The 6,207-nt window shown below is 75.7% G+C and carries 3 protein-coding genes and 1 pseudogene; all 4 read right to left on the reverse strand.

Going from position 1 to position 6,207, the window contains the following annotated elements; genetic code table 11:
* Positions 1-1,245: pseudogene (locus tag ACOV8S_RS32010) on the reverse strand (amino acid--tRNA ligase-related protein); the annotation flags it as partial.
* Positions 1,242-1,652, reverse strand: a complete 411-nt coding sequence (locus ACOV8S_RS32015; RefSeq protein ID WP_448322044.1) for a cobalamin B12-binding domain-containing protein — start codon at positions 1,650-1,652, stop codon at positions 1,242-1,244. The pseudogene ACOV8S_RS32010 and the gene ACOV8S_RS32015, both read right to left, overlap by 4 nt.
* Before the next feature lie 174 nt (positions 1,653-1,826).
* On the reverse strand, positions 1,827-2,042 hold the full coding sequence (locus ACOV8S_RS32020) for an MbtH family protein (protein ID WP_448322046.1): 216 nt from the start codon (positions 2,040-2,042) through the stop codon (positions 1,827-1,829).
* Positions 2,039-6,207 (reverse strand): non-ribosomal peptide synthetase (locus ACOV8S_RS32025; protein ID WP_448322048.1); only part of this gene is annotated, 4,169 nt, incomplete at its 5' end. The genes ACOV8S_RS32025 and ACOV8S_RS32020, both read right to left, overlap by 4 nt.

The following is a 6,207-nucleotide window of genomic DNA, read 5'->3' on the forward strand; positions in this document are numbered from 1 at the left end:
GTGCAGGGCGGCGAGGAGACCGTCGGCGGTGAGGGGTGCGGCCGTCGTGGCGTCGGCGTCTATCGGCATGCCGCCCGTGGCGGCCCAGCGGAGCCGGCCGGTGGGGTCGACCAGGCCGCGGGAGCGGCCCGGGTTGTCGGGGTGGAGGCAGAACGGGACGTCCAGCAGGCCGCGTTCGAAGGCGGCGGGCAGGGCGCGGGACAGGTCGGGATCGATGTCCAGGACGGTCCCGATCAGGGTCCGCGCCTCCTGCAGGACCTCGCCGCCGTCGGCGTCGGAGCCGTCGGGACTTTCGGGACCCTCGGGGGCGACCGAGGGACCGGTGAGCGCGGCGGCCGCGGCCGCGGTCTCCAGGGCGCGGACGTTCTCCTCCACCGTGGGGATGCGGTGGGCCTCGGCGGTGGTCTTGACGATCAGCCGGCCGGCCCCGGAGCGCACCGCGAGGCGGGCGGAGGCCTCCAGGAGGCGGGTCGCGCCGTGCGAGGTGCGCGGATGGACGCCCATGTAGGTGTAGAGCACGACGTGGTGGTCCACGCCCGCGGGCAGGAACTCCGCGGCGAGCCGGCGCAACGCGCGGACCGCCTCCTCGTCCTGGCCCGGGTGGGTCTGCTGGGCGTAGCTGAGGGAGACGCTGCGGATCCCGTGCTGGACGAAGAACAGGCACTCGAGGACGCTCAGGGCGACGAGCAGGCCGGGCGGGCACAGCTGGCCGAGGAGGCAGCCGCCGAAGCTCTCCACGTGCGGGACGGCGCCCGGGCGGGCGGCGCCGGCCAGCAGTTCACAGGCGCGGGCCCAGGCGGCGACGGATCGCCGCAGGGGGGTGCGTCCGTAGGGCAGGCAGTAGGAGACGGGGCCGCCCTCGGTGGCGTCCAGGCCGACCGCGGTGAGCGCGCGGACGATGGCCTCGGGCCGGGCGGAGCCGTGCCGGACCTGGACGGGGAAGTCGTCGCCGGCCAGTCCTTCGAGGAGGGCGCGGGTGACGGAGGCCGGGTGGGTGGCGATCGGGTAGCCGTTGAGGCGCGCGCCGTCGGCGACCGCCGCGCGGGCGGCGGCCAGGTCGCCGACGCGGGTGTAGCTGTCGACGGTGAGGGTGCCCGCGGTGGTGGCGGTGGCGGCCCGGGTCCTCTCGAGGCCGGCCCGCATCAGGCGGGGGTCCCCGAACCCCATGCGGGGCTGGACGACGAGCCGGCCGGCGTCCGCGGCGGCGGCGACGAAGGCGCCGAAGGACGCGTGACGGGCGGTCATGCCGGCACCCCGCGGTGGACGCGGGCGGCGAGGAAACCGCGCAGGGCGTCCAGGTCGTCGCCGAGGACCGCGTCGCAGCCGGCCCGCAGCAGACGCGCCGTCTCCGTCTCCTGCGGGCGGCCGGCGACGCCCAGCTTGCCGCCGATCACCACCGGCACGGCGTCGAGGGCGGGCTCGGCGCGCAGCCGGCGGACGGCGGCGAGGCCGTCGCGGTAGCCGTGCCCGTTGACGCTGCTGAGCACCACCGCGTCGGGAGCGTGCCGCCGGCAGGCGTCGGCCAGCTCGTCGGCGTCCACGCAGGGACCGAGTCCGACGACCTCGTGGCCCAGCTCGCCGAGGAAGAGCTGGAGATACACGAGATTCCAGGTGTGGGAATCCGAAGCGGTTCCGCTCAGGAGTATCTTCATGCCTTCGAGAATAGATTTCCCGGGATTCCGGAAGGGGAAGCAGGGGCGGCAGCAGCGACCGGCAGTTTCCCGCGTGTTCTTCCGTGCGCGGGATAATCGGGAGGGCGTCGGAACGGAAAGCAGGAAGCGCCGTGCCCCGCGGGAGCTGCGGGGCACGGCGCTTCCTTCCCAGGCTCAGGCGTACTGGGCTACGAGGCTGCGCGGGCGGATGTCGGTCCAGTTGGCGGTGACGTACTCCAGGGCCTCGTCCCGGTTCCCCGGACCCCAGACGCCGGTCCAGCCGGCCGGCACGTCCGCGAAGGCGGGCCACAGGGAATGCTGTCCTTCGTCGTTCACGACGACGTGGAAGGTTCCCTCGGAATTGTCGAACGGGTTGACGGAATCACTCATGACTGGCTCCTCGATTCTTCCTTCTCCACGGTGGAGAGTTTTTCCGAAATGATTCTTCCGATGTGCGAGAGGGGTTCCGGTTCGGTCATGCGAAGGTGTTCGGCCTCTACGGTGTGGTTGTCCACGACGCCTTCGGTGCAGGGAATCCACGTGGCCGCCAGGGCGCCCTCCGGTTCGCCGGGCCTGCGGGCCGTGAAGAACGTCAGGTCCGCGTCGGCGACGCCCGGGACGTACCGCGCCATGAGTCCGGCGTGGGTCTGCGAGGCACGCAGCACGGAGTCCAGTTCCGCGGCGGAGAAGCCGGCCAGCACCGGGTCCCCCTGGGTGATCCGTTCCCTCGCCGCCACCGGGTCCCCGCCGCCCGGCGCCGCCTCGCCCGCGCCGGGCTCCTCGTCCGGCAGCACGGACACGCTGCCGGGGCCCGTCAGGTGGGCGTCCATCAGCGCGAGGAGTTCGACGCGCTCGCCCGCCGCGCGCAGCCGCACCGCCATGGCGTGGGCGACGATCCCGCCGAAGGACCAGCCGAGCAGCCGGTAGGGGCCCCAGGGCTGCACCTGCCGGATCCGCTCCAGATAGTCGTCGGCCATCTCCTCCACGCTGCGCGGCCGGTGCCCCGGCTCGCTCAGCGCCCGGGCCTGCAGCGCGTACAGCGGCTGGTCGTCGCCCAGGTGGCGGGCGAGGCCCGCGTAGGACCAGCCGACGCCGGTACCGGGGTGGACGCAGAACAGCGGGCGGCGGGCGCCACGGGTGCTCAGGGGCAGCAGCACGCCCAGCGCGCCGGCCGTGCCCTCGTCGTCCGCGCCGAGCAGCCCGGCCGGGGTGGGCTGCCGGAACAGGTCGCGGACGGTGCGCTCGACGCCCAGGACGCTGCGCATGCGGCTGACCAGGCGCACGCCGAGCAGCGAATGACCGCCCAGGGCGAAGAAGTTGTCGTCGATGCCGACCCGTTCCACGCCGAGGACCTCGGCGAACAGGCCGCACAGCACCTCCTCGCGGGCGTTGCGGGGCCGCCGGCCCTCGGCCGTGGGGGCCCGGTGCGGGGCAGGCAGCGCCGCGCGGTCCGGTTTCCCGTTGACGGTCAGCGGCATGGCGTCGAGGACGACGACGGCGGAGGGCACCAGATGGCCGGGAAGCGTCCGGCGGACCTGGGCGAGCAGTTCGGCCCCGGTGACCGTGTGCCCCTCGCGCGGGACGGCGTACCCGACGAGGCTCTTCCCGCCGGGCCGGTCCTCGCGGACCACGGCGAGCGCCTGCCCGACCCCGGGGAGGCCGCCCAGCGCCTCCTCCACCTCCCCGGGTTCCACGCGCACTCCGCGCAGCTTGACCTGGCCGTCCGCGCGCCCCAGGAAGCGCAGCTCGCCGGAGGGCGTCCACAGCACCCGGTCCCCGGTGCGGTACATGCGGCTGCCGTCGGTCTCGAACGGGTCGGGGACGAACCGTTCCGCGGTCGGGCCGGGGCGGCCGACGTAGCCGCGGGCCACGTGTGCGCCGGCGATGTACAGCTCACCCGGCACGCCCGGCGGGACGGGGCGCAGCGCCTCGTCGAGGACGTGGCCGCGGGTGTTGTCCATCGGATGGCCGAGGTGGACCCCGGTGCCGCTCAGGGTGCGCTGCGCGGTGCCGAACCACTGGTTGTGGGAGGCGAAGGTGGTCTCGGTGGGCCCGTAGGAGTGGACCAGGACGGTGTCCGGGCAGTGGGAGAGGACCCGCCGGACCGCGACCGGGGACACGACGTCGCCGCCGGTCCAGACCTCGCGCAGCAGCCGGAGGGTGTCCAGGCCCTCCTCGGCCATCAGGTGGAACAGGCCCGCGGTGAAGTAGGCGGCAGTGGCGCCGTGCTCCCGGACGGCCCGGGCCGTCTCCGTGAGGTCGGTGCCGTCGCCCGGCATCAGGACCAGGCTGCCGCCGGCGAGGAGCGGCACCCACATCTCGAAGACCGAGGCGTCGAACCCGGTCGCCGAGTGCACCAGCATCCGGTGCGGGGCGCCTGCGGCGACGTCGCGGTCGGCGGCCAGCTCCAGCACGTTCCGGTGGGTCACTCCCACGCCCTTGGGCCGGCCGGTCGAGCCGGACGTGAACATCACGTACATCAGGTCGTCGCCGGTCGCCCCCGCGGCGGACGCCGAGACCGCGGCGTCCGCACGGCCCGCGGCGTCCGCGGCGACCTCCGCCCCCGAGGCGGTCCGGGCGGCCCCGGGGTCCGGGTACGCGTCGGCGGGAGCGTCCACGGTCAGCACCCGCCAGGCGCCGCCCGCGTCGGGGCCGTCCGCCCCGGCGCCCGGCACGCCCGCCGCGTGGGCGGCGTCGGTGGCGACGAGCCGGGCCTCGCCGTCCTCGAGCATCAGCCGGAGCCGGGCGGCGGGCAGCCGCGGGTCCAGCGGGAGGTAGGCGGCGCCGCAGCGCAGGACGGCGAGCGCGGTGACCACCAGCGGCACGCCGCGTTCCAGCAGCACGCCGACGGTGTCGCCGCGGCGCACCCCGGCAGAGCACAGACGGGCGGCCAGGGCGGCGGCCCGCTCGTCGAGTTCCCGGCGGGTGACGGTCTCCTCGCCGGTGATCAGGGCGGGGGCGTCCGGGGTGCTCCGGGCACCTTGGGCGATGCGCTCGTGCACCGTGCCGGGGGCGGGCCCGGTGGTGGCGGTGTCGTTGTGCTCGGCCAGCCGGAACCGGTCGGCGTCGGTGAGCAGCGGGACGTCGGCGACGCGGATGCCGGGGTCGGCGGCCGCGGCGCGCAGGATCCGTTCGAGGTGGGTGGCGAGCACGGCGGCGGTCGCTTCGTCGAACAGGTCGGCGGCGTACTCGAGACCGCCGGCCAGGCCGAGCGGACGGCCCTGCGCGTCGCGTCGCTCGGTCAGGGCGAAGGTCAGGTCGAACTTGACGGACGCGGAGGACAGCAGCCCCGGCTCGGCGTCCCGGAACAGCGCCTGCCCGCCGTCGGCCGCCGGGCCCTCCGGGGTGTGCTCCTGGTGGAGCTGGACGACGATCTGGGCCAGCGGGTGACGGGCCGCGGAGCGGTCCGGGTTCAGGTGTTCCACGACGCGCTCGAAGGGCAGGTCCTGGTGGGCGTAGGCGGCCAGGTCGGCCTGCCGGACGCGTTCCAGGAGCTCGGCGAAGGCCGGATCGCCGGAGGTGTCGGTGCGCAGCACCAGGGTGTTGACGAAGAACCCGACCAGGCCGGCGAGGTTCTCGTCGTCGCGTCCGGCGGTCATGGTGGCCAGCGGCAGGTCGGTGCCCGCGCCGTGCCGGGTGAGGAGGGCGGCGAGCGCGGCCTGCAGCACCATGAACAGGGTGGCTCCGGTGCGCTGGGCCAGCTCGTCGAGGGCCTGGTGGGCGGCGGCGTCGAGGACGATCGGGACATGCCCGCCCCGGTGCGAGGGCTCGGCGGGACGGGGCCGGGCGGCCGGCAGCTCCAGCACCGGCGGGGCGCCCGCCAGGTTCCGCTCCCAGAACTCCAGATGGCCTCGGACGGCCGCCTCGTCGGAGGCGAGTCCGTGCTGCCAGAGGGCGTAGTCGGCGTACTGGACGGGCAGCGGCTCCCAGTCGGGCGCGCGGCCCTCGGCGCGGGCGCGGTAGGCGGCTGCGAGATCGTCGAGGAGGGGGCCGACGGACCAGCCGTCGGCCGCGATGTGATGGAGGACCAGGACCAGGAGCTGCGCGCCGTCGTCCTCCTCGACCAGCCAGGCCTTCAGCGGGATCTCGTGGGCCAGGTCGAAGACGTGCCCCGCGGCCTCGGCGACCGCGGCGGTGAGCCGGCCCGGGGCCGCCTTCCGCCGGACGAGGCCGGGCCGGGCGGCGGGCAGCACCTCCTGGTGGGGTTCGCCGTCCGCCGACCGGTACACGGTGCGCAGCACCTCGTGCCGGCCGGTCAGGTCGGCGAGGGCCCGCTCCAGGACCCCGGCGTCGAGCGGCGCGGTGGGGCGCAGGACGAGGGGGATGTCGTAGGCGGCGCTCGGGCCCTCCATGACGTCCACGAACCACAGCCGGCGCTGGGCGGAGGACAGCGGGAGGCGTTCGGGGCGCTGCGCGCGGGGAACCGGCCGGGGCCGGAGCTCCCCGGCGGACGTCGCGCCGGGCCGCGGGCCTGCGGTGGCGGCGATGCGGCGGGCGAGGGCCTCGGGGGAGGGGGCGAGCAGCAGGTCGCTGACGCGGACCTCGGCGCCGAGGC

The sequence above is a fragment of the Streptomyces sp. CO7 genome (assembly GCF_053474865.1).